At 64.7% G+C, this 26,273-nt stretch carries 20 protein-coding genes; 9 read left to right on the forward strand and 11 right to left on the reverse strand.

The genetic code is table 11. The annotated features are described in order from the left end of the window. Complete coding sequence (locus L6637_RS18145; protein ID WP_237863131.1) at positions 1–858, forward strand: prephenate dehydratase; 858 nt, start codon at positions 1–3, stop codon at positions 856–858. 155 nt (positions 859–1,013) lie between these two features. On the opposite strand, the gene L6637_RS18150 is transcribed toward L6637_RS18145, so the two are convergent. After that, the gene (locus L6637_RS18150; RefSeq protein ID WP_237863132.1) at positions 1,014–2,030 is read right to left on the reverse strand and encodes an LLM class flavin-dependent oxidoreductase; all 1,017 of its coding nucleotides are present in this window, start codon (positions 2,028–2,030) and stop codon (positions 1,014–1,016) included. Positions 2,031–2,423: 393 nt separating this feature from the next. Here L6637_RS18150 and metF point away from each other — a divergent pair, with 393 nt between their 5' ends. Then, the gene (gene metF / locus L6637_RS18155) at positions 2,424–3,344 is read left to right on the forward strand and encodes a methylenetetrahydrofolate reductase [NAD(P)H] (protein WP_237863133.1); all 921 of its coding nucleotides are present in this window, start codon (positions 2,424–2,426) and stop codon (positions 3,342–3,344) included. Between the two features lie 6 nt (positions 3,345–3,350). Beyond that, on the forward strand, positions 3,351–7,202 hold the full coding sequence (gene metH / locus L6637_RS18160) for a methionine synthase (RefSeq protein ID WP_237863134.1): 3,852 nt from the start codon (positions 3,351–3,353) through the stop codon (positions 7,200–7,202). Between the two features lie 262 nt (positions 7,203–7,464). Here the strand turns inward: metH and L6637_RS18165 are convergent, their stop codons facing one another. After that, entirely contained in the window at positions 7,465–8,094 is a 630-nt protein-coding gene (locus tag L6637_RS18165; RefSeq protein WP_237863135.1) for a glutathione S-transferase family protein, read from the reverse strand. A gap of 151 nt (positions 8,095–8,245) precedes the next feature. Between L6637_RS18165 and L6637_RS18170 the strand changes: the two genes are divergently transcribed. Beyond that, positions 8,246–8,671 carry a DUF6636 domain-containing protein gene (locus tag L6637_RS18170; protein ID WP_237863136.1) on the forward strand — a complete coding sequence of 142 codons (426 nt, stop codon included), beginning with the start codon at positions 8,246–8,248 and terminating at the stop codon, positions 8,669–8,671. A gap of 92 nt (positions 8,672–8,763) precedes the next feature. On the opposite strand, the gene L6637_RS18175 is transcribed toward L6637_RS18170, so the two are convergent. After that, positions 8,764–9,066 carry an ArsR/SmtB family transcription factor gene (locus L6637_RS18175; RefSeq protein WP_237863137.1) on the reverse strand — a complete coding sequence of 101 codons (303 nt, stop codon included), beginning with the start codon at positions 9,064–9,066 and terminating at the stop codon, positions 8,764–8,766. A gap of 61 nt (positions 9,067–9,127) precedes the next feature. Between L6637_RS18175 and L6637_RS18180 the strand changes: the two genes are divergently transcribed. The 5 genes from L6637_RS18180 (at position 9,128) to L6637_RS18200 (ending at position 15,464) form a co-directional block, all read left to right on the forward strand. Beyond that, a complete protein-coding gene (locus L6637_RS18180) occupies positions 9,128–10,075 on the forward strand; it encodes a threonine/serine dehydratase (RefSeq protein ID WP_237863138.1) in 948 nt (315 codons plus the stop codon). A gap of 120 nt (positions 10,076–10,195) precedes the next feature. Further along, positions 10,196–11,344, forward strand: a complete 1,149-nt coding sequence (locus tag L6637_RS18185; RefSeq protein WP_237863139.1) for a BBP7 family outer membrane beta-barrel protein — start codon at positions 10,196–10,198, stop codon at positions 11,342–11,344. Between the two features lie 408 nt (positions 11,345–11,752). Next, positions 11,753–12,205, forward strand: a complete 453-nt coding sequence (locus L6637_RS18190) for a hypothetical protein (RefSeq protein ID WP_237871646.1) — start codon at positions 11,753–11,755, stop codon at positions 12,203–12,205. Positions 12,206–12,211: 6 nt separating this feature from the next. After that, on the forward strand, positions 12,212–13,600 hold the full coding sequence (locus L6637_RS18195) for a Dyp-type peroxidase (RefSeq protein WP_237871647.1): 1,389 nt from the start codon (positions 12,212–12,214) through the stop codon (positions 13,598–13,600). 16 nt (positions 13,601–13,616) lie between these two features. Then, positions 13,617–15,464 carry a di-heme-cytochrome C peroxidase gene (locus L6637_RS18200; RefSeq protein WP_237871649.1) on the forward strand — a complete coding sequence of 616 codons (1,848 nt, stop codon included), beginning with the start codon at positions 13,617–13,619 and terminating at the stop codon, positions 15,462–15,464. A gap of 16 nt (positions 15,465–15,480) precedes the next feature. On the opposite strand, the gene L6637_RS18205 is transcribed toward L6637_RS18200, so the two are convergent. The 8 genes from L6637_RS18205 to L6637_RS18240 all read right to left on the reverse strand — a co-directional run bounded on the left by L6637_RS18205 (position 15,481) and on the right by L6637_RS18240 (position 26,200). After that, positions 15,481–16,074 carry a GNAT family N-acetyltransferase gene (locus tag L6637_RS18205; protein ID WP_237871652.1) on the reverse strand — a complete coding sequence of 198 codons (594 nt, stop codon included), beginning with the start codon at positions 16,072–16,074 and terminating at the stop codon, positions 15,481–15,483. Next, positions 16,071–17,576: a glycerol kinase GlpK gene (glpK, locus tag L6637_RS18210; protein WP_237863144.1), complete on the reverse strand. Its 1,506-nt coding sequence runs from the start codon at positions 17,574–17,576 to the stop codon at positions 16,071–16,073. The genes L6637_RS18205 and glpK overlap by 4 nt, the downstream gene beginning before the upstream one ends. Before the next feature lie 106 nt (positions 17,577–17,682). Then, the gene (locus tag L6637_RS18215) at positions 17,683–18,456 is read right to left on the reverse strand and encodes an SDR family NAD(P)-dependent oxidoreductase (protein WP_237871654.1); all 774 of its coding nucleotides are present in this window, start codon (positions 18,454–18,456) and stop codon (positions 17,683–17,685) included. A 125-nt stretch (positions 18,457–18,581) separates the two neighbouring features. Beyond that, positions 18,582–19,724 carry a pimeloyl-CoA dehydrogenase small subunit gene (gene pimD, locus L6637_RS18220; protein WP_237863146.1) on the reverse strand — a complete coding sequence of 381 codons (1,143 nt, stop codon included), beginning with the start codon at positions 19,722–19,724 and terminating at the stop codon, positions 18,582–18,584. A 163-nt stretch (positions 19,725–19,887) separates the two neighbouring features. Then, on the reverse strand, positions 19,888–21,078 hold the full coding sequence (pimC, locus tag L6637_RS18225; RefSeq protein WP_237863147.1) for a pimeloyl-CoA dehydrogenase large subunit: 1,191 nt from the start codon (positions 21,076–21,078) through the stop codon (positions 19,888–19,890). A gap of 16 nt (positions 21,079–21,094) precedes the next feature. Continuing rightward, on the reverse strand, positions 21,095–22,282 hold the full coding sequence (locus L6637_RS18230) for an acetyl-CoA C-acyltransferase (protein ID WP_237863148.1): 1,188 nt from the start codon (positions 22,280–22,282) through the stop codon (positions 21,095–21,097). Next, the gene (pimA, locus tag L6637_RS18235) at positions 22,279–23,955 is read right to left on the reverse strand and encodes a dicarboxylate--CoA ligase PimA (RefSeq protein WP_237863149.1); all 1,677 of its coding nucleotides are present in this window, start codon (positions 23,953–23,955) and stop codon (positions 22,279–22,281) included. The genes L6637_RS18230 and pimA overlap by 4 nt, the downstream gene beginning before the upstream one ends. Before the next feature lie 148 nt (positions 23,956–24,103). Then, complete coding sequence (locus L6637_RS18240) at positions 24,104–26,200, reverse strand: 3-hydroxyacyl-CoA dehydrogenase NAD-binding domain-containing protein (RefSeq protein WP_237863150.1); 2,097 nt, start codon at positions 26,198–26,200, stop codon at positions 24,104–24,106. Positions 26,201–26,273 lie beyond the last annotated feature (73 nt).

The following is a 26,273-nucleotide window of genomic DNA, read 5'->3' on the forward strand; positions in this document are numbered from 1 at the left end:
ATGAGCAAGATGAAGATCGCATTCCAGGGCGAACCTGGCGCCAATTCCCACATCGCCATCGTCGAGGCCTATCCCGACGCCGAGCCGATGCCCTGTGCCACCTTCGAGGACGCGCTGTCGGCGATCTCCTCGGGAGAGGCCGACCTCGGCATGATCCCGATCGAGAATTCGGTGGCGGGGCGCGTCGCCGACATCCATCATCTCTTGCCGGCCTCCGGCCTCTTCATCATCGGCGAATGGTTTTTGCCGGTTCGCCATCAGCTGATGGCGATCAAGGGCACCAAGATTTCCGACATCAAGTCGGTCGAGAGCCATGTGCATGCGCTCGGCCAGTGCCGCCGCATCATCCGCAAGCTCGGTATCAAGGGGATCGTGCACGCCGATACCGCCGGCAGCGCCCGCGACATCTCCGAGCGCAAGGACAAGACCGTCGCTGCGATCGCCTCGCGCCTCGCGGCGCAGATCTACGGCCTCGACATCCTCGCCGAGGACATCGAGGACGAGGCTCACAACACCACGCGCTTCGTGGTGCTGGCGCGCGAGCCGAAATGGGCGGCGCAAGGCTCGGGAGCGCTGGTCACGACTTTTGTTTTCCGGGTGCGTAACTTGCCGGCCGCTCTTTACAAGGCACTCGGCGGTTTTGCCACCAACGGCGTCAACATGACCAAGCTCGAGAGCTACATGGTCGACGGCAATTTCTTCGCCACGCAGTTTTACGCTGACGTCGACGGCCACCCCGAAGACAAGGGCCTGGCGTTTGCGCTCGAGGAGTTGAAATTCTTCTCGCGCGAATTCCGCATCGTCGGCGTGTATCCGGGACATCCGTTCCGGGCGACGTTCAGCGAGACGCAGGATTAGTTGGTCGCCCCGGCCTGGTGCGCAATTGCGCACGGGAGCCGCGGCCCATAGCCACAGGGAGTGGTTGTCGGGCGGGCTGGCAACTCCGACTCTTCGTAAAACGATTGCTGCGGCGTATGGGTCCGGATCTGCGCGCGCTTGTCCGGGACGACGACCTAAGCTCCCTGCTTCTTCAGCCCAAACGCCTCCGCCAGCAGCGAATACGATTTCTTGCGCGCTTCGTGGTCGTAGACGGCGGTGATCACCATCAGTTCGTCCGGCCTGCTCGCCTCCATCAGCGGCTGCAGCTTCTTTTGCACGGTCGCCGGATTGCCGACGAACAGGCGCGAGCGGTTGCGCGCAATCGAGACGCGCTCGGAATCCGTATAGGGATAGGCCAGCGCCTCCTCGACGCTCGGCAGCGGCAGATATTGACCGCGGTCGCGGCGCAGACGGTTGAGATCGAATGACGCGGCGAGCTTTTCGGCCTCCTCGTCCGTATCCGCCGTGATGACCGCGACCGCGAGGATCGCATGCGGGGTCGCGCGCCAGGCCGACGGCTGGAATCGGTTGCGATAATGCACCATCGCATCGATCGCATCGTGGGACGCAAAGTGATGTGCAAAGGCGAAGCCCATGCCGACTTGCGCTGCTAGCTCCGAGGAATAGTCGCTGGAGCCCAGCAGCCAGATCGGCGGCAGCGGGCTGTCATCGGGCATCGCGACGACGTTGTGATAGGGATGGCCTGCGGGGAATTCGCGGGTCTCCCACAAAATCAATTCGTGCAGCCGCTCCAGAAAATCGTCGCCCTCGCGACGGTCGAGCCGGCTGCGCAGCGCATAGGCCGTGGCGCCGTCGGTGCCGGGTGCACGGCCAAGGCCAAGGTCAATGCGGCCCGGAAACAACGCCTCAAGCATCTTGAAGCGCTCGGCTACCACCAGCGGCGCGTGGTTGGGCAGCATGACACCGCCGGAGCCGACGCGGATATGCTTCGTCACCGCCGCGATCTGCCCGATCATCACGTCGGGCGCCGGGCTCGCCACCGAGGCGAGGTTGTGGTGCTCGGCGAGCCAGTAGCGGACATAGCCAAGCCCGTCGACATGGCGCGCCAAATCGATGCTGTTGCACAACGCCGCGGCGGGTTTGGTGCCTGTGGTGACGACGGAGAGGTCGAGGACGGAGAGCGGGATCATGGCCGGTTAACGTAGTGGAGGGCGGCGCGGCGGCAATGGGTCGACAGCGCAGGTCTGGCGTGTGCGGGCGGAGAGGCCGGGTGCCCTGCAACACGTAGGGTGGGACGATCCAGTCACTCGCGATGCAGGATTCACCTTGCCCACAGCGCAAAGACGCATCTCGTTGGCAGAAAAATCGTTTTATATTATTGATATTATTTCAGAATGTTTCGCTATAAACCTTTTCCCACCCGAGACCTCCGCACCGCAATATTGATGGATTTTTAACGCAAAGTGGGCCACTTCCCATCTCCGATGGGCTGTCAGGTAATTCACCTTTGCCCTATCTTAGGCCCTCCCAAGATAGACCGCCGGCCGCCGGACCTTTGGTGAGCCCCTGGAGCGAGTGGTGCCATGACCGAGACGACGACGCCTACCCAGACCGACGGCCGCGACGGGCACCTGAGGCGGCCTGCGATCTCGTTCGAGTTCTTTCCGCCCAAGACGGAAGATATGGAGCGGAATCTCTGGGAGACCATCAATCGCCTCGCCCCGCTCGACCCGAAATTCGTCTCGGTGACCTATGGCGCCGGCGGCTCGACCCGCGAGCGCACCCATTCGACCATTTCCCGGATTCTCAAGGAGACCGCACTGCTGCCGGCCGCGCACCTGACCTGCGTGGGCGCCTCGCGCGGCGAGATCGACGAGATCGTCGATCGCTACCATGAGGTCGGTGTCCGCCACATCGTGGCCTTGCGCGGCGATCCCGCCGGCGGCATCGGCACGCCCTACTCCAGCCATCCGGACGGCTACCAGAGTTCTGCCGACCTCGTCGCCGGAATCAAGAAGCGGCACGCGGATATCGAGGTGTCCGTCTCGGCCTATCCCGAGAAGCACCCTGAGGCGCGCGACTTCGACGCCGATATCGATACGCTGAAGGCCAAGGTCGACGCCGGCGCGACGCGCGCGATCACCCAGGTGTTCTTCGATAACGACCTCTACTTCCGTTATCTCGACCGCGTCCGCGCGCGCGGCATCAACATCCCGATCGTGCCGGGCATCATGCCCATGCACAATTTCAAGCAGGCGCGCAATTTCGTCACCCGGGCCGGCACCACCGTGCCGGATTGGTTCGCCGCGAAATTCGAAGGCCTCGATAACGACGCCGAAACCCGCAAGCTGGTCGCCGCGACCGTTGCGGCCGGCCAGGTGCAGAAACTGGCAAAGCACGGCGTCGATACCTTCCATTTCTACACCATGAACCGCGCCGATCTCGTGTTCGCGATCAGCCATTTGCTCGGCATCCGCGCCAAGAGCGCGCAGAAGGCGGCTTAAGACACCATGACCGTATCCCCCTCGCCCAAGCGAACCGCCCTGATCCACGCTGCGCGCGAGCGCATCCTCGTGCTCGACGGCGCCATGGGCACGATGATCCAGAACCTGCAGTTCGACGAGGCGGCCTTCCGCGGCGAGCGCTTCAAGAACTTTCATCGCGATTTGCGCGGCAACAATGACCTGTTGATCCTGACCCAGCCGCAGGCAATCGAGGACATCCACGCGGCCTATTTGCGTGCCGGCGCCGACATCGTCGCGACCAATACCTTCTCGACCACCTCGATCGCGCAGGCCGACTACGATCTCACCGACATCGTCTACGAGATGGCGCGCGACGGCGCCCGCCTCGCCGGCAATGCCGCCCGGCGCGTCGCCGCCGAAGACGGCAAGCCGCGCTTCGTTGCGGGTGCGATTGGTCCGACCAACCGCACCGCCTCGATCTCGCCTGATGTGGCCAATCCCGGCTACCGCGCCGTCACCTTCGATGATCTGCGCAAATCCTATGGCGAGCAGATCCGCGGCCTGATCGATGGCGGCGTCGACCTGCTGCTGGTCGAGACCATCTTCGATACGCTGAACGCCAAGGCAGCGCTCTATGCGATCGCCGAGATCACCGAAGAGCTCGGCATCGACATGCCGGTGATGGTGTCTGGCACCATCACCGACAAGTCCGGCCGCCTGCTCTCGGGCCAGATGCCGGAGGCGTTCTGGAATTCGGTGCAGCACGCCAAGCCCGTCACCATCGGTTTCAACTGCGCGCTCGGCGCGGAGGATTTGCGCGCGCATATCGCCGATATCGGTCGCGTCGCGGACACGCTGGTCTGCGCCTATCCGAACGCCGGCCTGCCCAACGAATTCGGCCAGTATGACGAGACGCCGGAGTACATGGCCCGTCTCGTCGGCGAGTTCGCCCGCGACGGCCTCGTCAACATCGTCGGCGGCTGCTGCGGCACCACGCCTGATCATATCGCGGCGATCGCCGCCGCTGTCGCCCCGCACAAGCCGCGCATCGTGCCTGAGATCGCACCGAAGCTGCGACTCTCCGGCCTCGAGCCCTTTGTGCTGACGGATGCGATTCCGTTCGTGAACGTCGGCGAGCGTACCAACGTCACGGGTTCCGCCCGCTTCCGCAAGCTGATCACGAACGGCGACTACACCGCCGCTCTTCAAGTCGCACGCGACCAGGTCGAGAACGGCGCGCAGATCATCGACGTCAACATGGATGAGGGGCTTCTGGATTCGGAAGCCGCGATGGTGACCTTCCTCAACCTCGTCGCCGCCGAGCCGGACATCGCCCGTGTTCCTGTCATGGTCGACTCGTCAAAGTTCTCGGTGATCGAAGCCGGCCTGAAATGCGTGCAGGGCAAGCCGGTCGTCAATTCGATCTCGATGAAGGAAGGCGAGGACAAGTTCATCCACGAGGCCAAGATCGCGCGGCGCCACGGCGCAGCCGTGGTCGTGATGGCGTTCGACGAGGTCGGCCAGGCCGACACGTTCGCGCGCAAGACCGAGATCTGCAAGCGCGCCTACGACATCCTGGTCAACCGCGTCGGCTTCCCGCCCGAGGACATCATCTTCGATCCGAATATCTTCGCGATTGCGACCGGTATCGAGGAGCACAACAATTACGGCGTCGACTTCATCGAGGCGACGCGCTGGATCCGCCAGAACCTGCCGGGCGCGCACATCTCCGGCGGCGTGTCGAACCTGTCGTTCTCGTTCCGCGGCAACGAACCGGTGCGCGAGGCCATGCACTCGGTGTTCCTGTATCACGCCATCAAGGCCGGCATGGACATGGGCATCGTCAATGCCGGGCAGATGATCGTCTATGACGACATCGATCCCGAGCTGCGCCAGACCTGCGAGGACGTCGTCCTCAACCGCGACCCCGGAGCCTCCGAGCGCCTGCTGGCACTCGCTGAGAAATTCCGCGGCAAGAAGACCGAAGCCAAGGAAGCTGATCTCGCCTGGCGCGAATGGCCGGTGGAGAAGCGGCTGTCGCATTCGCTGGTGCACGGGATCACCGAGTTCATCGAGCAGGACACCGAGGAAGCCCGCAAGAAGTCCTCGCGCCCGCTCGACGTGATCGAGGGGCCGCTGATGGCCGGCATGAACGTGGTCGGCGACCTCTTCGGCGACGGCAAGATGTTCCTGCCGCAGGTGGTGAAGTCGGCGCGCGTCATGAAGCAGGCGGTGGCCTGGCTGATGCCGTTCATGGAGGAGGAGAAGGCGCGCAACCTCGCCAATGGCGTTGGCACCGAAGGCTCGAGCTCCGCCGGCAAGATCGTGCTTGCGACCGTGAAGGGCGACGTCCACGACATCGGCAAGAACATCGTCGGCATCGTGCTCCAGTGCAACAATTACGAGGTCATCGACCTCGGCGTGATGGTGCCGGCCGCCAAGATCGTCGAGACCGTGAAGGCGGAGAAGGCCGACATCGTCGGTCTCTCGGGCCTGATCACGCCCTCGCTCGACGAGATGGCGTTCTTCGCCGGCGAACTGCAGCGCGAAGGCCTCAAGCTGCCGCTCTTGATCGGCGGCGCGACGACCAGCCGCGTCCACACGGCCGTGAAGATCGACCCGAGCTATCGCGCCGGTCCCGTCGTTCACGTCAACGACGCCAGCCGCGCCGTCGGCGTCGCCTCCTCGCTGCTCTCGCCTGAGAAGCGCGAGGCGTATGCTGCCGAGGTGCGCGCCGAATACGCCAAGATCTCGGAGGCGCATCTGCGCGCGCAAGCCGACAAGAAGCGCCTGAAGCTGGCTGACGCCCGCAAGAACCGCGTGCCGGTCGATTTTGCCAAGAGCAAGCCGGTGAAGCCGACCTTCCTCGGCATCAAGAGTTTTGACGACTACGATCTCGCCGAGCTCGTGCCCTATATCGACTGGACGCCGTTCTTCCAGACCTGGGAGCTCGCCGGCCGCTTTCCTGCCATCCTCAAGGACGACAAGGTCGGCGAGGTCGCGCGCTCGCTCTATGACGATGCGCGCAAGATGCTCGACACCATCGTGAAGGAAAAATGGTTCCGCGCCCGCGCCACCGTCGGCTTCTGGCCGGCGAACGCGCAGGGCGATGACATCGTGCTCTATGCCGACGATACCAGGACCAAGAGCATCGCGACGCTGCACACGCTGCGCCAGCAGCTCGAGAAGCGCGAGGGCCGTTTCAACGCCGCGCTCTCAGACTTCGTCGCACCCGCAGGCGTGCCCGACTATGTCGGCGGCTTCGTCGTCACCGCCGGCATCGGCGAGGATGCCGTCGCCGACCGCTTCAAGATGGCCAACGACGACTACTCCTCGATCCTGTGCAAGGCGCTGGCCGATCGCCTGGCCGAAGCCTTCGCGGAAGCCATGCATGCCCGCGTGCGCCGCGAGTTCTGGGCCTATGCGCCCGACGAGGCGCTCTCCAGCGAGGATCTGATCCTCGAAAAGTATCAGGGCATCCGCCCCGCGCCCGGCTATCCCGCGCAGCCCGATCACACCGAGAAGGCCACGCTGTTCGAGCTGCTCGATGCGGAAGCGACCGCCGGCGTGAAGCTGACCGAAAGCTTTGCGATGTGGCCGGGCTCATCGGTGTCAGGGCTCTACTTCGCCAGCCCCGAGAGCTATTATTTCGGCGTCGGCAAGATCGAGCGCGACCAGGTCGAGGACTACGCCGCGCGCAAGGGCATGAGCGTGGCGGAGACCGAGCGCTGGCTCGCGCCGGTGCTGAACTACATCCCGTCGCAGCAGGGAGCCGACAAGGCGTTCAAGGCGACCCCCGCGAACGACGAGACGTCGAACGACCTCGCCTCGCATCCGCCCGGCTGCGCCTGTGCGGTGCATCTGGTCTGGCAGAAGAAGCGCGCGGGGGCGGGATAAGCGCTCCCGAACGCAAGAGGCGAAAACAACCCCATGCACAGTAGGGATGGGGTTGCAGCGCCCGGTGTTTTTTCGATATTACCGAAAAATGCTTGCTCCGTCGGGCAAAACACCTGTATAAGTGCAAAATCGGGTGTCTCGCCTGATATCGTCATTCCGGGGCGCGCGAAGCGCGAGCCCGGAATCCATTTATCCACGTCACCGGTCGCGCGATGGATTCCGGGCTCGCGCCAAGTGGCGCGCCCCGGAATGACAGCCCGGCCTACCCCTTCGGCGGCGCCAGCGGCTGCACGATCTCCTTGAACGGCGCCAGCGCCTCGCAGCGATCGGCATGGGCCGCGAGCGCCGGATAGCGCGCCGCATCGAACAGGTCGGGGTGCGCCTCGCGGGTAAAGCGGACGACGCAGGCCACCGCAATATCGGCATGACCGATGCGCGTCCCCAGCCAGTACGGCGTCGTCACCTTGGCGCGCTCGGCTTCCAGCACTTTGAGCACGTCGCCGATCTGCGCCCGGCAGCGTTCGACCCATAGCGCGAGCTGCTCCTTCCGCAGCACGCGCTCATAGAGCAGGCTGACCGCCTTGTCGCCGAGGCCGGTCGCGAGCGCGCAGATGCGCAGGTGCTTGCGCCGATCGACGCCGTTTCGCGGCAGCATCGCCTTGTCAGGCCCGACGCGCTCGTCGAGATAATCCAGGATGATCGTGCTCTCGATCAGAGCCTCGTCATCGTCGAGGACCAGCGTCGGCACGCGGCGCAGCGGATTGTACGGCGCGATCTTGTCGGCATCGCCGAAGGTCGACCACGGCTTGTGCTCGAATGCGAGCCCGTAAAGCCGCAGCGCAATCGCGACGCGGCGGACGAAGGGGGAATCATATTGGCCAATCAGGAACATGGTTCTCGCTCTTCTCTGGCATGGGATAAGGCAGGGCCGATCAGTTCATCGTCATTGCGCGGGATGCGCAACAAATATCTTGGAAGGAGAGCATTGCACACAGCGCAACAACGCGGAATCAATGCAACGCCGACCCAACGGGAATCCTGTCATGCTATTGCGATCATTCACCGTGCTCGCCCTGCTCGCCGCGGCAACCCTCGCGCGCGCGCAGGACCGTCCGATTGGCTTCCAGATGCCGTCGAAGAACATCGCCTGCCAGGTCTTCGCCGACAACGGCCAGGACACACTTCGCTGCGACATACTGACAATCGACACGCCGCCGCGACGGCCGCCGGACTGCGAGCTCGACTATGGCCACGCCTTCGCGATGACCGCCAGGGGTGACGCCAGGGGCGGCTCCGCGCGCATTTGCGCCGGCGACACCGTCGTGGACCCATCACTGCCGGTGCTCGCCTATGGCGAGATATGGCAGCGCGCAGGATTCACCTGCCGCTCGGAACAGACCGGGCTGACGTGCTTCAATGCCATGCAGCACGGGTTTTCGCTTTCGCGCGGGAAGCAAGAGGTGTTTTGAGAAAATTATGTAGCCCGCATGAAGCGGAGCGGAATCCGGGTCCGCTGTCCCGGATTGCGCTCCGCTCCATCCGGGCTACGAGACCACTCGCCTCACAGCCCGTCCCGGATAGCGCGCTTCAAGGCCGCGATCGCCGTCTCGTCGCGCTTGTACATGGTCCATTGCTTGATGCGCTTGGCACGCACCAGTTTTGCCGATGTCAGCACACGCATGTGCTCGCTCACGGTCGGTGCGCTGACGCCGAGCTTCTCGGCGATCAGCAGGCCGCAGACACCGTCCTCGACCAAGTCGCCGTCGACCTGCGCCCGAAAATGCCGCCGCGGATCCCGCAGCCATTCCAGGATCTGCAGGCGCCGCTCGTTGGCCAAGGCGCGCATCGCGGTTGCAAACTTCATTTAGCCATTTTGCTAAATACCTAATTGATGTCAACACCCTGATACGCTAGCATTCACCGCCATGACAGCACCATCAGACATCACCCGCGAGCGGATCGCGGCGACCGAGGCCGTCATCCGTCCGCACATCCGCCGCACACCGCTGCTGCAGGCCAATCTCGCCGATTTCGGCCTGCCTGCAGCTCCCGTCACGTTCAAGCTCGAAATGCTGCAGCATTCCGGATCGTTCAAGGCGCGCGGCGCGTTTGCCAACCTGCTGCTGCGGCAGGTGCCGCCAGCCGGAATCGTCGCCGCATCCGGCGGCAATCACGGCGCGGCCGTCGCCTATGCGGCGCGGCAGCTCGGGATTCCCGCGACGATTTTCGTCCCTGACATCACCTCGCCGGCCAAGGCCGAACGGATCAGGTTCTATGGCGCCGAGCTCGTGATCGCAGGCAACCGCTATGCCGATGCGCTCGCGGCCAGCGAGGCGCATGTGGCGCGGACCGGCGCGCTTGCCGTTCACGCCTACGACCAGGCCGAAACCCTGCTCGGCCAGGGCAGCGTTGGCCTCGAGCTGGAGCAGGACGCGCCTGATATCGACACGCTGCTGGTGGCCGTCGGTGGCGGCGGCCTGATCGGCGGCATTGCGGCGTGGAGCGCCGGCAGGACGCGCATCATTGCCGTCGAGCCGGAGCTCTCGCCGACCCTGCACGATGCGTTCGCAGCAGGCGCCCCGGTCGATGCGCCGGCGGGCGGCCTCGCCGCCGACAGCCTCGCGCCGCGACGCGTCGGCGAGTTGATGTTCCCGATCGCACGGGCGTATGTCGAGCGCGTCGTCCTCGTCAGCGACGATGCGATCCGGCAGGCGCAGAACGCGCTGTGGTCGACCTTGCGCCTCGTCACTGAGCCCGGCGGCGCGGCCGCGTTTGCAGCGCTGCTCTCCGGCAGCTATCGACCATCGCCGGGCGAGCGCATCGCGGTGCTGGTCTGCGGGGCGAATACGACGGCGGTGAATTTCGATAGCTAGCGGCGCTTCGACAACGAGGCTTTGCGGCAACAGCCGCAGGTTTCCTTCGTGGCCCTGTCCACTCCGCCTTGCCGAACAGAATCGCGCATGGTTCAGTCCGCAGAACCTTGGGGACGGCAGATGAATCGACGGGCGGTAGCGGTCGGCGTGGCATTTGCGGCCATCGTGCTGGGGAGCGGCGCATTCGCCGCCGACCTGCCGCTCAAGGCGCCGCCGAAAGCGGTCGATTTCAATCCGTTCTGGGCCGAGGCCGACTATCTCGCCTGGAGCGTGACCGGGGACAAGCTGCCGGCGCTGGTGACGACGGCGCCTGTCGGCACGCCGCTGGGCACAGCCGGCGTGCTCGGGCAGCCGACCACGACCGTGCTGTTCGGCAATTCCAGCGTCAACAATGACTGGCGTTCGGGCGGACGCATTACCGCCGGATACTGGTTCGACCCACAGCGCAGAAGCGGCGTCGAGGCATCGTTCTTCGGGCTGGAGAACGCTTCGACCGGCTTTGCCGCCAATTCCGGTGCCACTCCGATCCTGACGCAGCCTTTCACCAACGCGCTGACGGGACTTCCCGACGCGTTGATCGCAAGTTTTCCAGGCGTCTTCACCGGCAGCGTCAACGCCAACGAGACATCGCACCTGCTCGGCGCCGGCGCGCTCTATCGCCAGGAGTTCGGCGCCTGGAACGGGCAGCGCATCAGTGCGCTGATCGGCTATCGCTACTTACGCGCCTCCGACACGCTGTGGATCACCGGCACCTCGACCAGCCTCGCCTTCGGCGACTTCACGTCGACAGACAATTTCAAGGCGGCGAGCAACTTCCACGGCCTCGACCTCGGCCTCGCCGGCGACTGGCGCAATGGCCCGTGGTCGCTGGAGTGGCGCGGCAAGGTCGCACTCGGCGCAAACCTCAACACCGCCGACGTTGCGGGCTCGACGATTTCGACGATCGCCGCCGTCACCACGACGGTGCCGGGCGGCTTCCTCGCGCTCGCCAGCAACAGCGGCCATTTCTCGCAGACCAAATTCGCCGCGGTGCCGGAGCTGTCGCTGAAGGCGGGCTATGAGATTGCGCCCGCCTGGCGTCTGACCGTCGGCTACGACGTGCTGTACTGGACCGGCGTGCAGCGCGCCGGCGGGCTGATCGATACCACCATCAATCCGAACCTGATTCCGCCAGGACCGCCGGCGGGCCCGACCCGGCCGCTGCCGGTGATGAACACGACGAACCTGCTCGCGCAGGGATTTAGCGTCGGCGTGCGGTATAATTATTGAGGCCGACGTAGGTGCCCCTGCGCTCCGTCATTGCGAGCGCAGCGACTTGTCCGCCGAAACCTTGGCGAAGGAGGAAGCAATCCAGCATCTTTCCGCGGAAGCAATCTGGATTGCTTCGTCGCAAGAGCTCCTCGCAATGACGGCGTGGAGACAGCCGGCGCGCACTACACCCAGTCATCGCGAGCCAACGGTGGGGAAGCAGTGCTGCACTATTTGATGATGGCACATGCCTCACCGTTTCGCGCATCGCGCCGCGGTTCGAATGTCGCAGGCGATGCGTGAAGCACGTCACACATTGTAGTTGCAAACATGATAGTATGCCTACGCGAAGCAATCAGGGGGACGTATGCAGCCACGCCGCAATTGAGCCGTTCGCAACGGCTCAGGCGGTCAACAGGAGGAATTGCCATGTCCGTTGTACTGACCATGGGTAAGATCAGCGCCATCACCGCAATCACCAAGATCCTTCCCGATCATGCCGACGCGTTACGCAGGACCCTCCAGGGGCTGACCGCCGCAAACGGCGGCAAGATCTCGTCTCTCGGCACCATCCACATCGTGCGCTGGGTCATTTTCGACAATGACACGCGCTTGTTGTTCGCGACGAATTTCGACGGCAACGTCGAAGACTATATGCGCGATTTCGCCGAGCGCGCCCCCGACGGGATCGACGCGATCTGGGGCCATTGCGAAGGCTATCCGGGCGCGCGCGATTATCCAAAGCTGCGCGATTACATTCTCGGCAGCGCCATCGAAACCACCGGCTATTATTGCGCCTATCCGAACTCGACCGTCGCCGACATCAACAAGGCGCTGGATTGGAAGGGCAAGTTCGACACATTCCTCGACCAGATCGGTTGACGGACAATGCCTGCCCCATCCGATGCCAGCGAGCTGGATCGGAACGATATCCAGGGCATGGCGATGCGGCCCTATCGCTTCCCGTTCGCGCGATATCATCTGCTTGATGTGAGCGACCCGGCGCGAGCCCGGCGATGGTTCAGTGATGTCGCCGGGCGATGCACGACCGTGGCGGGTCTGGACGCATCGCCCTCGCCGGGCTTCAACGTCGCCCTCTCGTGGCAGGGGCTGTCGGCGATCGGTACGCCGCAGCCGAGCCTTGCGAGCTTCCCACAGGAATTCCAGCAGGGAATGGCGGCGCGCGCTGATCGGCTCGGCGATGTCGGCGACAGCGCTCCGGCGCGGTGGGACCCACCGTTCGACAAGCGCGTGCATGCGCTCGTCGTGATCAGTGCGATGACATCTGCCGACCGCGATGCCGCTTCGGCAGCATTGCTGTCTGATATCAGCGGCAACGGCCTGAGCACGCTGGCGGCCATCGATGCGCAATTGCTGCCCGGGCCGGACGGCCAGCCCGTCGCGATCGAGCACTTCGGCTACCGTGACGGGATTACCCAACCTGCGATCGAGGGCAGTGGAGACCCTCTCTTGCCCGGCGCGGGCGTCCCTGATGCAGACGGCTGGCGCGCCCTGAAGGCGGGTGAGTTCGTGCTCGGACAGCCCGATGAGACCGGCGCCGTCCCTGACTTGCCGAGCCCGGCAAGCCTGAGCCGCAACGGCAGCTTCGTGGTGTTGCGCAAGCTGCACCAGCATGTCTTTGCCTTCAGGGATTTTTTGCGGCGCTCCGCCAGCGATGAGACTGATGCCGCGCTGCTGGCGGCGAAGATGATGGGACGCTGGCAAAGCGGCGCGCCGCTGGCTTTGGCCGCAGCGCGCGACGACCCGGCGCTTGCTGCCGACTCCGGTCGGAATAATGACTTCACGTATCTCGACGATCTCAGGGGGACGAATTGCCCGATCGGGGCCCATGTGCGCCGGCTCAATCCGCGCTCGGGATTATCGGGTCCGAATGGCGCATCCGTCCATCGGCATCGGCTGTTGCGCCAGGGGTTGCCCTATGGCTCGCGGCTGCCTGCGGATGCTGCGGCCGATGATGGCGCCGCGCGCGGCGCCATCATGTTGCTGGTGAATGCCGACATCGCCCGTCAATTCGAGTTCGTTCAGAAGGTCTGGGTCAACGATGGCGACTTCGCGGGCCTTGGCAACGACAAGGATCCCATGATCGGCGGCAATGACGGCAGCGGAAGCTTCACGATCCCGCGTGCCGGCGCGCCGCGGCGTCGATTGCAGGGTCTGCCGGCGTTCGTGAGCACGCGCGGCGGCGAATATTTCTTCCTGCCTGGCATCGCGGCGCTGCGATCATTTGCCGAGTCCCTTGCGAACACAGCCTCATGATTGATTGGAGAATACAATGGCGTGGAAACCGAATTCCATCGTCGGCTCGCTGTCCCTGCTCTTCTCGGTTGTCGTTGCCGCTGTTATCGTGATCGCGGGCCTGGTGGCCTATCCCTATGTCGCCAAGGTCTATGACGGCATCAGGGTGAAGTTGCCGGAATATCCAGCCGTGCAGAAGACCCGCTGGCTCGACCAGAACTGGACCGATCAGCGCGACTGGGTTCACCATGCCGATCAGGGTACGGCGACCTTCCACATTCCCTACGAATGGTTCATGGCCCTCGAGCAGCCGGAGATGTCGCTGACGTCGGTGGGACTGCTGAGCGACCCTGTCTATCTCGACCGTTTCGGCTTCATCCCTGATGCGGCCGATGCCAAGCTCGGATTGCCCGTGGGCATGGCGCGCGGCAAAGCGATGGTCGATGCCACCGCGCAGCCTTGGAGGAATCCGCGGGCACCGTACAACGACATGACACGGATCGGGCTGACCTGCGCGGCATGCCACACCGGGCGTTTCACCTATCAGGGCACGGAATTCCTGGTCGACGGCGGCCCTGCAATCACCGATCTCGGCAAGTTCCGCACCGCGCTTGGTCTGTCGCTGGCGTTCACGCGCTTCGTGCCCTACCGCTTCGACCGCTTCGCCGAAAGGGTGATCGGAGAAAACCCGAGCGAAGTGGAGAAGAGCCAGCTGCTCGCGCAACTCGACAAGGTGCTGGCGCAGGGCAAGGGGCTCTCCGATCTCGATACCATGGTTGGCCCGCAAAGCGTGGTCGAAGGATACGGCAGGCTCGACGCGCTGAACCGCATCGGCAACGAGGTCTTCGCCGTCGATCTCAAGACTCCCGCCAATTATGCCGCCACATCGGCGCCCGTGCATTTCCCGCGCATCTGGGATGCCCCGTGGTTCGATTGGGTCCAGTACAATTCATCGATCGAACAGCCCATGGTGCGGAACGCCGGCGAGGCGATGGGCGTCTCGGCGATGCTCAATCTGACAAGCGCGACCGGAGGCTTTTACGTCTCGGGCATCGAGTTCTTGAACCTGGACAGGATCGAGAAATCGCTGGCCGGCAAGCAACCGAATGCAAGCACAGGCTTCACCGGATTGAAGTCGCCGCAATGGCCTGCCGAGCTTCCGCCCATCGACAAGACACGCGCCGGGCAAGGAGCGGCCCTCTACAAGGAGCTTTGCCAGGGATGCCATTTGGCGCCGGTGAGCAGTGCCGAATTCTGGACGTCCGACCGCTGGTCGCTGCCGGCAGGTCAAAAGGCGGAGCACTATCCGGGCGAGCGTTATCTCCGCCTCAACGTCGTCCCCATCACGCTTGTTGGCACCGACCCGGCGCAGGCAAAGGACATGCTCGATCGCAGGGTCAGCATTCCGAGGGAGCTCGAGATTGCCACCGACAATTTCGGCCCGGCGCTCGGTGCGGTCACCGAGAAGACCATCAAGCATTGGTATGACAGCCAGACACCTCCCGTCCCGCCAGAGAAGCGCGAGGAGCTGAACGGCTACCGCGAGAACGGCATCCAGGCGCCTCTGGCCTACAAGGCGCGTCCGCTCAACGGCATCTGGGCAACGCCGCCTTATCTGCACAACGGCTCGGTGCCGAACCTCTATGCCCTGCTGTCGCCGGTCAGCGAGCGGCCGACCAAATTCTACCTCGGCAACCGCGAATATGATCCGGTCAATGTCGGATATCGTACTGACAAATTGGAGGGCGGATTCGAGCTCGATACAAGGATCCGGGGCAACTTCAACACCGGGCACGAGTTTGGCAATGGCAAGGACGGCGTGATCGGACGCCTTCTGACGCCGGACGAACGGCGGGCGCTGGTGGAATATCTGAAGACGATGTGAGAAGCGCGGCCGCGTCTTACTTTATGATCGGCACGTGCTTCGCCGCGTCACGCGACACCGTGCCATCGAGCCGGGGATCATCCGCAATCTCGATCTGGCGGCGGAACGGGATGAAGCCGGAGCGCTGGTAGAACGCCACGGCCGAGGGGTGATCGAAGGTGCAGGTGTGCACCCAGACGCGCTGCACATCGCCGGACCAGGCACGCTCCATGGCGCGGTTCATCAGGAAGCGGGCGGCACCGGTGCCGACCAAGCTCGAAGTGACACCGAAATAGACCAGTTCGCATTGACCGGGCTGACGAAAGTCCAGCTCCAGCATGCCTTCGTCGCGGCCGTCGACGACCAGCGCGTAGACCTCGATGCCTGCGGCATGGATGATCGCGGCGAGCTCGGCGTCATTCATCTGCGCTCGCGAGGACCACAGCCAGTCCTCGCCGACGCGGCGGTAGAGATCGCGGTACCAGGCCAGCGCGGGCGCATCGACCTTGCGCAGCGACCAACCGCCGGGCGGATCGTCGCGGCGCGCGGGGCGCGCCGTCATCTCCAGATGGGTGACGACGGCGGCAATCTTGCCGGCCGGGATGTCGGAATAGCCGTCGGGGAGGATCACCCCTCCCCCTCGTCGCTCGCCAGCACGCCCTTCACCGCGCGCGCCCAGCCGGCAAGCTTTCGCTCGCGGGTGGCATCGCTCATGTTCGGCTTGAATCGGTGCTCGAGCCGCCAATTGTCGGCGAACTTGGTCGGCTCGGGATAGACGCCGGCATTGAGGCCGGCGAGATAGGCCGCACCCAGCGCAGTGGTCTCCTGGATCACGGGGCGATCGACCGGCGCATCGAGCAGATCTGCGAGGCGCTGCATGGTCCAGTCGGAGGCGGTCATGCCGCCATCGACACGGAGCACGACGCTGGCCACCTCCGAGCTCGGCCAGTCCGCGCGCATCGCGGCCCAGAGATCGAAGGTCTGGTAGCAGACGCTCTCCAGCGCGGCATGCGCGAGCTCGGCAGGTCCGGTGTTGCGGGTGAGGCCGAACAGCGCGCCGCGGACGCGCGGATTCCAGTAGGGCGCGCCCATGCCGACGAAAGCCGGGACGAGATACACGCTCTGCATGGTATCAGACTGATCGGCGAGCGGTCCGGTCTCGGCGGCGTGCTTGATGATGCCGAGGCCGTCGCGCAGCCATTGCACCGCGCTGCCCGCGACGAAGATCGAGCCCTCGAGCGCGTAGGTGCGCTTGCCGTCGAGCTGGTAGGCGATGGTGGTGAGCAGCTTGTTCCTGGAGGCGACGGGCGTCGTGCCGGTGTTGAGCAGCGCGAAGCAGCCGGTGCCGTAGGTCGACTTCATCATGCCCGGGCGGAAGCAGGCCTGGCCGATGGTCGCGGCCTGCTGGTCGCCGGCGATGCCGCAGATCGCAATCGGCCCGCCGAACAGGTCCGGCGTGCTCTCGCCGAAGCGCGCGGAGGAATCCTTCACCTCCGGGAGCATCGAGCGCGGCACGCCGATGATCTCCAGCAGCTCGTCGTCCCACTGGCCGGTGTGGATGTTGAACAGCAGCGTGCGCGAGGCGTTGGTGGCGTCGGTGGCGTGCACCTTGCCGCCGGTGAGGCGCCAGAGCAGATAGCAATCGACGGTGCCGAACATCAGCTCGCCGCGGGCGGCGCGGGCACGCGCGCCGGGGACGTGGTCGAGGATCCAGGCGACCTTGGTGCCGGAGAAATAGGGATCGATGATCAGGCCGGTCTTCTGCGAGATCAACGGCTCGCGGCCGTCGGCCTTGAGCTTGGCGCAGATGTCGGCCGTGCGGCGGTCCTGCCAGACGATGGCGCGGTGCACCGCCTGGCCGGTGGCACGGTCCCACACCACGGTGGTCTCGCGCTGGTTGGTGATGCCGATCGCGGCAATATCCTTGGGCCCGATGCCGGCCTGCTCGATCGCCTCGCGGCAGACCATCACGGTCGAGGTCCAGATGTCCTCCGGCTCGTGCTCGACCCAGCCCGAGGCCGGAAAATGCTGCGGAAACTCCTGCTGCGCTTTCGCTGCGATGGAAATATCGCCGCGAAACACGATCGCGCGCGAGGAGGTCGTGCCCTGGTCGATGGCGAGGACGAAAGACATGGAGGCTTACCTTGGCGTTTTCCCTAAGGACGGGTCATTGTGTCCGCGCCAAAAGGAGCGGATTAGGGCGGCAAGGTCAATATCTCTCCGTCGTCCCGGCGAAACCCTACACCGCCGCCGTGGTGACGCCGCCGTCGATCACGATGGTCTGGCCGGTCATGAAGCTCGAGGCGTCGGAGGCAAGGTAGGCGACGGCGCCGGCGATTTCGTCGGGCTCGCCGATGCGGCGGAGCGACGTGGTGGCGGTGCGGCGCTTGAGGTTGGCTTCGTCTTCCCAGAGCGCGCGGGCGAAATCGGTCTTGACGAGGCCAGGCGCGATGCAGTTGACGCGGACGCCCTTCGGGCCCCATTCGCCGGCGAGCGAGCGGCACAGCGCGAAGTCCGCGGCTTTCGAAATACCGTAGGCGCCGATCACGGTGGAGCCGCGCAGGCCCCCGATCGAGGAGATGATGATGACCGAGCCCTTGCCGCGTTCGGCCATCTCAGGGATCGCGAGCGCGGAGAGCCAGATGTTGCTCTTGACGTTCGAGCCCATGATCTTGTCGAAGGCTTCATCCGTGATGTCGAGCAGCGGGCCGTAATACGGGTTCACGGCCGCGTTGCAGACGAGGATGTCGATCTTGCCGTAGTGCTTCGTCGCGCCCGAGATCAGCGCCTCGACCTCGTTCTTGCGCGCGATGTTGCAGGGAATGACGATGGCATCGCCGCCTGAGGCGTTGATGCCATCGGCGACTTCCTTGCAGGCGTCGGCCTTGCGCGACGACACCACGACTTTTGCGCCGAGCTTGGCAAGCAGCTCGGCCGAGGAGCGGCCGATGCCGCGGCTGGAGCCGGTGACGACGGCGACTTTTCCGGTGAGATCGAACGGGGTGTTTTTCATTTTTCTACTCCGATGCTTCAACGGCCTCCGTCATTGCGAGCGCAGCGAAGCAATCCAGGATCTCTCCGCGGAGAAAGTCTGGATTGCTTCGTCGCAAGAGCTCCTCGCAATGACGGCAGTGGCGACTAGATCAACCCGCCCGCATCGGCGACGCGGCGCTGGTGGTAGTCGGTGTCGCCGAAAGTGTTCTCGATCATGGTCAGGCGCTTGAAGTAGTGGCCGATCTTCGCCTCCATGGTCATGCCGATGCCGCCATGGAGCTGGATCGACTGCTGGCCGACGAATTTCAGCGACTTGCCGATCTGCGCCTTGGCCGCGGCGATGGCGTTGCTGCGTTCCTTGGCGTTCTCGAAATCACCAGCCATGGTCGCGAACATCGACATCGAGCGGGCCTGCTCGGCCGCGACGAACATGTCGGAGGCGCGGTGCTGGAGCGACTGGAACGAGCCGATCGCGACGCCAAACTGCTTGCGCGTCTTGATGTACTCGACCGTGGTCTTGAGCGACTCATCCATCAGGCCGACCGCCTCGGCGCAGAGCGCGACGCGGGCTTCGTCCACCACGCGTTCGATCAGCGCAAGCGAGTCCTCGGGGTTGCCGATCGCCGCATCCGCGCCGACCTCGACGCCCGTAAAGGTGATGTCGGCGGCGTGCAGGCCGTCCTGGGTCGGGTAGGACTTCCTGGTGACGCCCTTGGCGTCCGCCGGGACCAGGAACACGCCGATGCCGGTCGTGTCGCGGCGGTTGCCCTTGGTGCGGGCGGTGACGACCAGCGTGTCGGCGTTTTCGCCGTTGAGCACGACGAACTTCTCGCCGTCGATGACCCAGCCGTCGCCCTTCTTCTTCGCCGTCGTTGCGACGTCGAACAGATCGTAGCGCGAGTTCTTCTCGAGCTGGGCAAACGCCAGCGTCTTGCTGCCGTCGACGATCCCAGGCACATGCGCGGCCTTCTGCGCATCGGTGCCGGCGTGGCGCAGGAAGCCGCCGCCGATCACGACCGTTGCCAGATAGGGCTCGAGCACCAGCGCCTTGCCGAGCGCTTCCATCACGATCATGGTCTCGACGCCGCCGCCGCCGAAGCCGCCATCGGCTTCCGCGAAAGGCAGGCCGAGCAGGCCCTGCTCGGCGAGCTTGCCCCAGACGGCTTTGCTCCAGCCGCCCTTTTCCTTCATGTACTTCTTGCGCTGCTCGAAATCGTAGGAGTCGGTCAGCAGGCCGTCGATGCTGTCCTTCAGGAGCCGCTGCTCCTCGGTCAGGTCAAAATCCATGTTTCTCTCCAAATCGGCGGGAATTGCCCTGCCGTCGCTTCACCCTCAGACGTCATCCCCGCGAATGCGGGGATCCAGTAAACGCAACCGCCTGCCGTACCCACGACCGCCGCGGCGTACTGGGTCCCCCGCCTTCGCGGGGGACGACAGCGTCATTGTCGCCTCAAAGCCCCAGCACCGCCTTGGCGATGATGTTGCGCTGGATCTCGTTGGAGCCGCCGTAGATCGAGACCTTGCGGTTGTTGAAGTAGCTCGGCGCGATCTGAGCGGTCCAGTCCATGGCTTCGTTGGAGCCGTCGTCGCCGTGCAAATCGTAGGGCGCGGCAAACGGACCGATCACTTCCATGAGCAGCTCGGTGGTGGTCTGCTGGATCTCGGAGCCCTTGATCTTCAGCACCGAGGACGCCGGATTGGGCTTGCCCTTGCCGTGCTTGCCCTCGTCGGCGACGACGCGCAGCTGCGTCAGCTCGAGCGCCTTCAGCTCGATTTCGCAGGCCGCCAGCTTCTCGCGGAAGGCGGAGTCCTGGATGATCGGCTTGCCGCCGGATTCGACCTTGCCGGCGAGGTCGCGGATGCGGCGCAGCCGCTCCTTGGAGACGCCGACGCGCGCGATGCCGGTGCGCTCGTTGCCGAGCAGGAATTTTGCGTAATCCCAGCCCTTGTTCTCTTCGCCGATCAGGTTCTCGACGGGCACCTCGACGTCGTCGAAGAACACCTCGTTGACCTCATGGCCGCCGTCGATGGTCTGGATCGGGCGCACGGTGACGCCCTTCGACTTCATCGGGAACACGATGAAGGAGATGCCCATCTGCTTCTTCGCATTGTTGTCGGTGCGGCAGAGGCAGAAGATCATGTCGGCGTGCTGGGCCAGCGTGGTCCAGGTCTTCTGGCCGTTGATGATCCACTTGTCGCCCTTGCGCTCGGCTTTGGTCTTGAGCGAAGCGAGATCGGACCCGGAGCCCGGCTCCGAAAAGCCCTGGCACCACCAATCATCGACATTGGCGATGCGCGGCAAATACTTCTTCTTCTGCTCTTCGTTGCCGAAGGTGTAGATGACGGGACCGACCATGCTGACGCCGAAGGCGAGCGGCTGCGGCGCCGGATAGGACTGCAGCTCTTCATTGAAGATGTAGTGCTGCACGCTGGTCCAGCCCGTGCCGCCGTATTGCTTCGGCCAATGGCTGACGCCCCAGCCCTTCTTGTTGAGGATGCGCCACCACGTCACCATCTCGTCCTTGGTGAGATGACGACCCTCGACCAGCTTGCGCCGCGTATCCGGCGGCACGTTGTCGCGGAAGAATGACCGCACTTCCTCGCGAAACGCCTGCTCTTCTTTCGTGAATGCGAGATCCATCGGATCCTCCTGTGAATTACTGCAAAATCTCAAACAGCCCGGCCGCGCCCATGCCGCCGCCGACGCACATGGTGACGACTGCGTACTTGGCCTTGCGGCGGCGGCCTTCGATCAGCGCGTGGCCGGTCAGGCGCGCTCCCGACATGCCGTAGGGATGGCCGACTGCGATCGCGCCGCCATCGACGTTGATCTTCTCGGGGTCGATGCCGAGCTTGTCGCGGCAATACAGAACCTGCACCGCGAAGGCTTCGTTCAGCTCCCAGAGACCGATGTCGTCGACCTTGAGGCCATGACGCTTGAGCAGGCGCGGCACGGCGAACACAGGACCGATGCCCATCTCGTCGGGCTCACAGCCGGCGGAGACGAAGCCGCGGAAGATGCCGAGCGGGTTGAGGCCGCGCTTGGCCGCTTCCTTGTCGCTCATGATCACCGAGGCGCTGGCGCCGTCGGAGAGCTGGCTGGCATTGCCGGCGGTGATGGAGAAACCGTCACCGCGCACGGGCTTGAGGCCGGCGAGGCCTTCGAGCGTGGTCTCGGGGCGCGGACCTTCGTCCTGCGACAGCGTCACTTCCTTCATCGAGACAGTGCCGGTCGCCTTGTCGGTGACGGCCATCTGCGTCGTGATCGGCGCGATCTCGTCCCTGAACTTGCCGCCCTGCTGGGCGGCGGCGGTGCGGCGCTGGCTCTCCAGCGAATATTCGTCCTGCCGTTCGCGCGAGATGCCGTAGCGCTTGGCGACGATCTCGGCGGTGTCGATCATGGGCATGTAGACCTCGCCCTTGATCTTGAGCAGCGCGGGGTCCTGGGCGTGGAAACCGTTCATCTTGTCGTTCTGCACGAGGCTGATCGACTCGCCGCCGCCGCCGACCGCGACCTCGACGCCGTCGAAGATCACCGAGCGTGCGGCCAGCGCGATCGCCTGCAGGCCGGAGGCGCACTGGCGGTCGATGGTGGTGCCGGCGACGGTGACCGGGAGACCGGCGCGAAGCAGCGCCTTGCGCGCGATGTTGCCGCCGGTCGAGCCCTGCTGGAGCGCCGCGCCCATCACGACGTCCTCGATCTCCTTCGGATCGACTTTTGCGCGCGCGACAGCTTCACCAATGGCGTGGCCGAGCAGCGTGGCGCCTTCGGTGGCATTGAGCATGCCGCGATAGGCCTTGCCGATCGGCGTACGGGCGGTGGAAACGATGACGGCGTCGGTCAAGAGCGACCTCCTGTTTGGGTGGATTGTGATGGTTTCTGTTGCTGGCGCAACTCGTGGCGCGACAGCTTTCCGACCGGCGTGCGCGGCAGATCGTCGACGAACTCGACCGCCGCGGGCATTTCGTGCTTGCCGACCTTCCCGGCGAGCTGCGCACGCAGCTCGTCGAGCGAGAACGGCTTTGCGTCCGGCCTGAGCTTGATGAAGGCCTTGGCGGCTTCGCCCCTGTATTGGTCGGGAATGCCGAGCACGATCACCTCGTGCACGCCTGGAACGGTGTAGATCGCCTGCTCGATCATCTGCGGATAGACATTGAAACCGCCTGAGATGATCATGTCCTTCTTGCGGTCGACCAGGAAGAAATAGCCGTCGGTGTCGACATAGCCGATGTCGCCGGTGAGGAAGCGGCCGTCGATGAAGGCCTCCGCGGATCCCGCCGGCTTATTCCAATAGCCCTTGGTGACGTTCGGGCCCTTGATGCGGATCTCGCCGACTTCGCCCGGCGGCAGCGCTTTCGTCGGATCGTCCAGCGAGACGACATCGAGCTCGATGCCGGGCAGCATCAGGCCGATCGAACCGGGCTTGTCGGGCCCCGTAGGCGGATGTCCGGTGCCCGGCGAGCAGGTTTCGGTCATGCCCCAGCCGCTCCTGAGCTTCTTGCCGACCTTGCTCTCGAAGAATCGTGCGACCTCGACCGGCAGCGGCGCGCCGCCGGAGCCGATGGCGGTGAGCGAGGAGAAGTCGCGCTTGTCGAGATTGGGGAGTGCGGCGATCGCGATCCACATCGTCGGCACGCCGGGGAAATAGGTCGCGCGCTTGACCTCGATGTCGCGCATCACGGCTTCGACGTCGAAACGCTGGTGCAGCGAGATCAGATTGCCGCGGCGGAGCGACGACAACAGGACGACGGTCAGCGCATAGATGTGGAACAGCGGCAGCACGCAGATCACACGCTCGACGACGTCGCCGCGGGCCGCGCGGGCCGGCTTGCCCCAGACGTCGTAGATCGATACCGCAGAGGTGAGATTGCCGTGCGTGAGCATGGCGCCCTTGGGTAGACCGGTGGTGCCGCCGGTATATTGCAGCAGCGCGACGTCATCGACCGCGACCGCGGGCCATTGCGCCGGGGACATCGCGCCCTCGACGAAGGCCTTGAAAGTGATGATGCGCGGATCATCGGGAATTGCCGCCTGCGGCGTGCCGATCTTGCCCCAGCTGTCGTCCTCGCAGACGACGAGGCGGTCGATCAGTCCCTTCTCCAGAAATTTCAGTGCGGTCGGCAACAGCGCCTGGAGGTTCGAGGTGACGAGCAGGCGCGAGCCGGAGTCGGACACCTTGTGCGTCAGCGCGATCTCGCCATCGAGCGGCGACAGATGCGCGACGCGGGCGCCAGCCTTCAGCGCGCCGAAAAAATTGACGGGATGGTCCGGCGTGTTGCCGAGGAACAGCGCGACGGACGTGTTCTTGCCGCAGCCGGCGCGCAGGAACGCAGCCGCCGCGCGCTCGGCCATGGCGGCGAGCTCGGCATAGCTGATCGGACGATCGCGAAATTCCAGTGCGGTGCGTGGGCCGTAGTTTGCAGCGGCCGTCGTGAGCAGGTCAGGCAGCGTGCCCTGGACGATGGTGTCGTCCCAATGCACGCCCTCGGGGTAAAACTGTTCGCCGGGATGGGTCATTGCTTCCTTAAACCACACTAACCGTCATTCCGGGGCGCGACGAAGTCGCGAACCCGGAATCCATTAGGCAGCGCACTCAGAGGCGAAATGGATTCCGGGCCTGGCCCTGCGGGCCATCCCGGAATGACGCCGAGAGTGCAAGCCCCGATCAAGCTGCCTTCGACTCCGCGGCCAGCGACGCGAACGTCTTGCCCTCTGCCGCGAGCTTCTTCAGCAGCGGGGCGGGCTCGAGGCTCGGGTCGTTGGTCTCCTTGGCGTAGAAGGACAGACGATCGGCGATGTGCTTGAGGCCGACGGTGTCGGCCCAGAACATCGGGCCGCCGCGGTAGATCGGCCAGCCATAGCCATAGAGCCAGACCACGTCGATGTCGGAGGGACGCGCCGCGATGCCCTCTTCGAGGATCTTCGCGCCCTCGTTGATCATCGGATACATCATGCGCTCGAGGATCTCGTCGTCGCTGACGATGCGCTTCTTGCGGCCGAGACGCAGCAGCGTCTCGTCGATAAGCTTCTCGACCTCAGGATCGGGCATCGGCGCGCGCGAGCCGGCTTCGTACTTGTAGTAGCCCTTGCCGGTCTTCTGGCCGAAGCGGCCGGCTTCGCAGAGCGCGTCCGCGATCTCCGACTTGATGCCGCGGTCCTTGCGCGAGCGCCAGCCGATGTCGAGGCCGGCGAGGTCGCCCATCGCGAACGGTCCCATCGGCATGCCGAACTTCGTCACGACGGCGTCGACCTGCTGCGGCAGCGCGCCTTCGAACAGGAGCTTCTCCGACTGCTTGCCACGCTGGGCGAGCATGCGATTGCCGACAAAGCCGTCGCAGACGCCGACCACAGCCGGAACCTTCGCAATCTTGCGCGCGATCGTCACAGCCGTGACAAGGGCGTCCGGCGCGGTCTTGTCGGCCCGGACGATCTCGCAGAGCTTCATGACGTTGGCCGGCGAGAAGAAGTGCATACCAAGCACGTCCTGCGGACGCTTGGTCGCCTTCGCGATCTCGTCGATGTTCAGGTACGAGGTGTTGGAGGCGAGCACGGCGCCTGGCTTGGCATACTGGTCGAGCTTGCCGAACACTTCCTTCTTCACCGCCATGGTCTCGAACACGGCTTCGATGACGAGATCGGCATCGCCGACATTCTCGATCCCGACGACGCCATTGATCAGCGCCATGCGCTTGGCCGGTGCATCCGCCGGGATGCCACCGCGCGCCGCGGTCGCTTCCCAGTTCTTCTGCATGATGCCCATGCCGCGCTTGAGCTGCTCTTCACCGGTCTCGATCAAAGTGACGGGAACGCCCGCGTTTGCAAACGACATCGCGATGCCGCCGCCCATGGTGCCGGCACCGAGAATGGCAACACGGTTAACGGGACGCGACTTGGTGCCTTCGGGCACGCCCGCGATCTTGTTGGCCTCGCGCTCGGCGAAGAAGGCATAGCGCTGTGCCTTGGACTGATCGGAGGCGACGAGCTTGAGAAAACCCTCGCGCTCCTTCTTTAGACCTTCGTCGAACGGCAGGTCGATGGCGTAGCCGACGGCGTCGGCCGCCGCGAACGGGGCCTCCAGGCCGCGCGACTTCTTGGTCATCGCCGCGACCGCATTGGTGAAGATCGAGCGGTCGGCCTTCGCAGCCGCGATCTTGGAATCGTCGTCGCGCAGACGGCGCAGCGGGCGCTTCTCGGCCAGCAGCTTGCGCACAAAGGCTTCGCCGCCGGAGGCCGGACCTTCCACGATCTCCTCGATCAGGCCGTTCTTCAGCGCTTCGGCTGCTCCGATCGGGTCACCGCCGACGATCATCTTGACCGCGAGCTCGGGACCGACCGCGCGCGGCAGGCGCTGGGTGCCGCCGGCGCCCGGCAGGAGGCCGAGCTTCACCTCGGGCAGGCCGAGCTTGGCTTCCTTGACCGCGACGCGAAAATGACAGGCGAGCGCGACTTCGAGGCCGCCGCCGAGCGCGTTGCCATGGATCGCAGCAACGACGGGTTTTGGCGAATTCTCGATCTCGGACAGCACGTCGTTGAGCGCGGGCGGCTTCGGCGGCTTGCCGAACTCGGTGATATCGGCACCGGCGATGAAGGTGCGGCCGGCGCAGGTCAGCACGATGCCCTTGATGGCGGAATCGGCGATCGCGGCCTTGACGCATTCCAGAATACCACCGCGGACTGCGGCACTCAGCGCATTGACCGGAGGGCTGTTGACCGTGACGATCCCGACTTCATCATGACGCTCAAGCTTGACCACTTCGCTCACGGTTTCCCTCCTTGGTGGGGATTTACTTTTGTTCGATTTCGCGGTGCGGAATTTAATTCCGCATCTTGACGGC

Source organism: Bradyrhizobium zhengyangense, assembly GCF_022012435.1.
GTDB classification, from domain to species: domain Bacteria; phylum Pseudomonadota; class Alphaproteobacteria; order Rhizobiales; family Xanthobacteraceae; genus Bradyrhizobium; species Bradyrhizobium zhengyangense.

Bases quoted from the DNA above. Each gene is read 5' to 3' on its own strand.
- L6637_RS18145 (WP_237863131.1), top strand. From the start codon at position 1: ATGAGCAAGATGAAGATCGCATTCCAGGGCGAACCTGGCGCCAATTCC.
- L6637_RS18150 (WP_237863132.1), bottom strand. From the start codon at position 2,030: ATGATCCCGCTCTCCGTCCTCGACCTCTCCGTCGTCACCACAGGCACC.
- metF (WP_237863133.1), top strand. From the start codon at position 2,424: ATGACCGAGACGACGACGCCTACCCAGACCGACGGCCGCGACGGGCAC.
- metH (WP_237863134.1), top strand. From the start codon at position 3,351: ATGACCGTATCCCCCTCGCCCAAGCGAACCGCCCTGATCCACGCTGCG.
- L6637_RS18165 (WP_237863135.1), bottom strand. From the start codon at position 8,094: ATGTTCCTGATTGGCCAATATGATTCCCCCTTCGTCCGCCGCGTCGCG.
- L6637_RS18170 (WP_237863136.1), top strand. From the start codon at position 8,246: ATGCTATTGCGATCATTCACCGTGCTCGCCCTGCTCGCCGCGGCAACC.
- L6637_RS18175 (WP_237863137.1), bottom strand. From the start codon at position 9,066: ATGAAGTTTGCAACCGCGATGCGCGCCTTGGCCAACGAGCGGCGCCTG.
- L6637_RS18180 (WP_237863138.1), top strand. From the start codon at position 9,128: ATGACAGCACCATCAGACATCACCCGCGAGCGGATCGCGGCGACCGAG.
- L6637_RS18185 (WP_237863139.1), top strand. From the start codon at position 10,196: ATGAATCGACGGGCGGTAGCGGTCGGCGTGGCATTTGCGGCCATCGTG.
- L6637_RS18190 (WP_237871646.1), top strand. From the start codon at position 11,753: ATGTCCGTTGTACTGACCATGGGTAAGATCAGCGCCATCACCGCAATC.
- L6637_RS18195 (WP_237871647.1), top strand. From the start codon at position 12,212: ATGCCTGCCCCATCCGATGCCAGCGAGCTGGATCGGAACGATATCCAG.
- L6637_RS18200 (WP_237871649.1), top strand. From the start codon at position 13,617: ATGGCGTGGAAACCGAATTCCATCGTCGGCTCGCTGTCCCTGCTCTTC.
- glpK (WP_237863144.1), bottom strand. From the start codon at position 17,576: ATGTCTTTCGTCCTCGCCATCGACCAGGGCACGACCTCCTCGCGCGCG.
- L6637_RS18215 (WP_237871654.1), bottom strand. From the start codon at position 18,456: ATGAAAAACACCCCGTTCGATCTCACCGGAAAAGTCGCCGTCGTCACC.
- pimD (WP_237863146.1), bottom strand. From the start codon at position 19,724: ATGGATTTTGACCTGACCGAGGAGCAGCGGCTCCTGAAGGACAGCATC.
- pimC (WP_237863147.1), bottom strand. From the start codon at position 21,078: ATGGATCTCGCATTCACGAAAGAAGAGCAGGCGTTTCGCGAGGAAGTG.
- pimA (WP_237863149.1), bottom strand. From the start codon at position 23,955: ATGACCCATCCCGGCGAACAGTTTTACCCCGAGGGCGTGCATTGGGAC.